Consider the following 219-nt stretch of genomic DNA (forward strand, 5'->3'; position numbering starts at 1 on the left):
CTGCCGCACTTCACGGTCACCGAGCGGCCCGGTGGCCTCATCCAGGTGACCGACACGAACGCGGGCAACGGGTTCGTCCGGTACGCGGCGGATGGTTCGCGGGTGGAGATCGGTACGCCGCTGCGTGGTCAGGGTGGCGGGCTGGACGGGACGTTCGCGGTGGTGCCGGAGCCGAACGCGGCCGGGGTGCGTGGCGCAGGCGTGCTGGAGGACGCCGCC

At 73.5% G+C, this 219-nt stretch carries 1 protein-coding gene; it reads left to right on the forward strand.

The window, feature by feature from the left end:
* On the forward strand, nt 1–219 hold a 219-nt coding region (locus IEY93_RS25910), incomplete at both ends, for a hypothetical protein (RefSeq protein ID WP_189165724.1).

Origin of the sequence: Sphaerisporangium melleum, from assembly GCF_014646695.1 — a bacterium.
GTDB classification, from domain to species: domain Bacteria; phylum Actinomycetota; class Actinomycetes; order Streptosporangiales; family Streptosporangiaceae; genus Sphaerisporangium; species Sphaerisporangium melleum.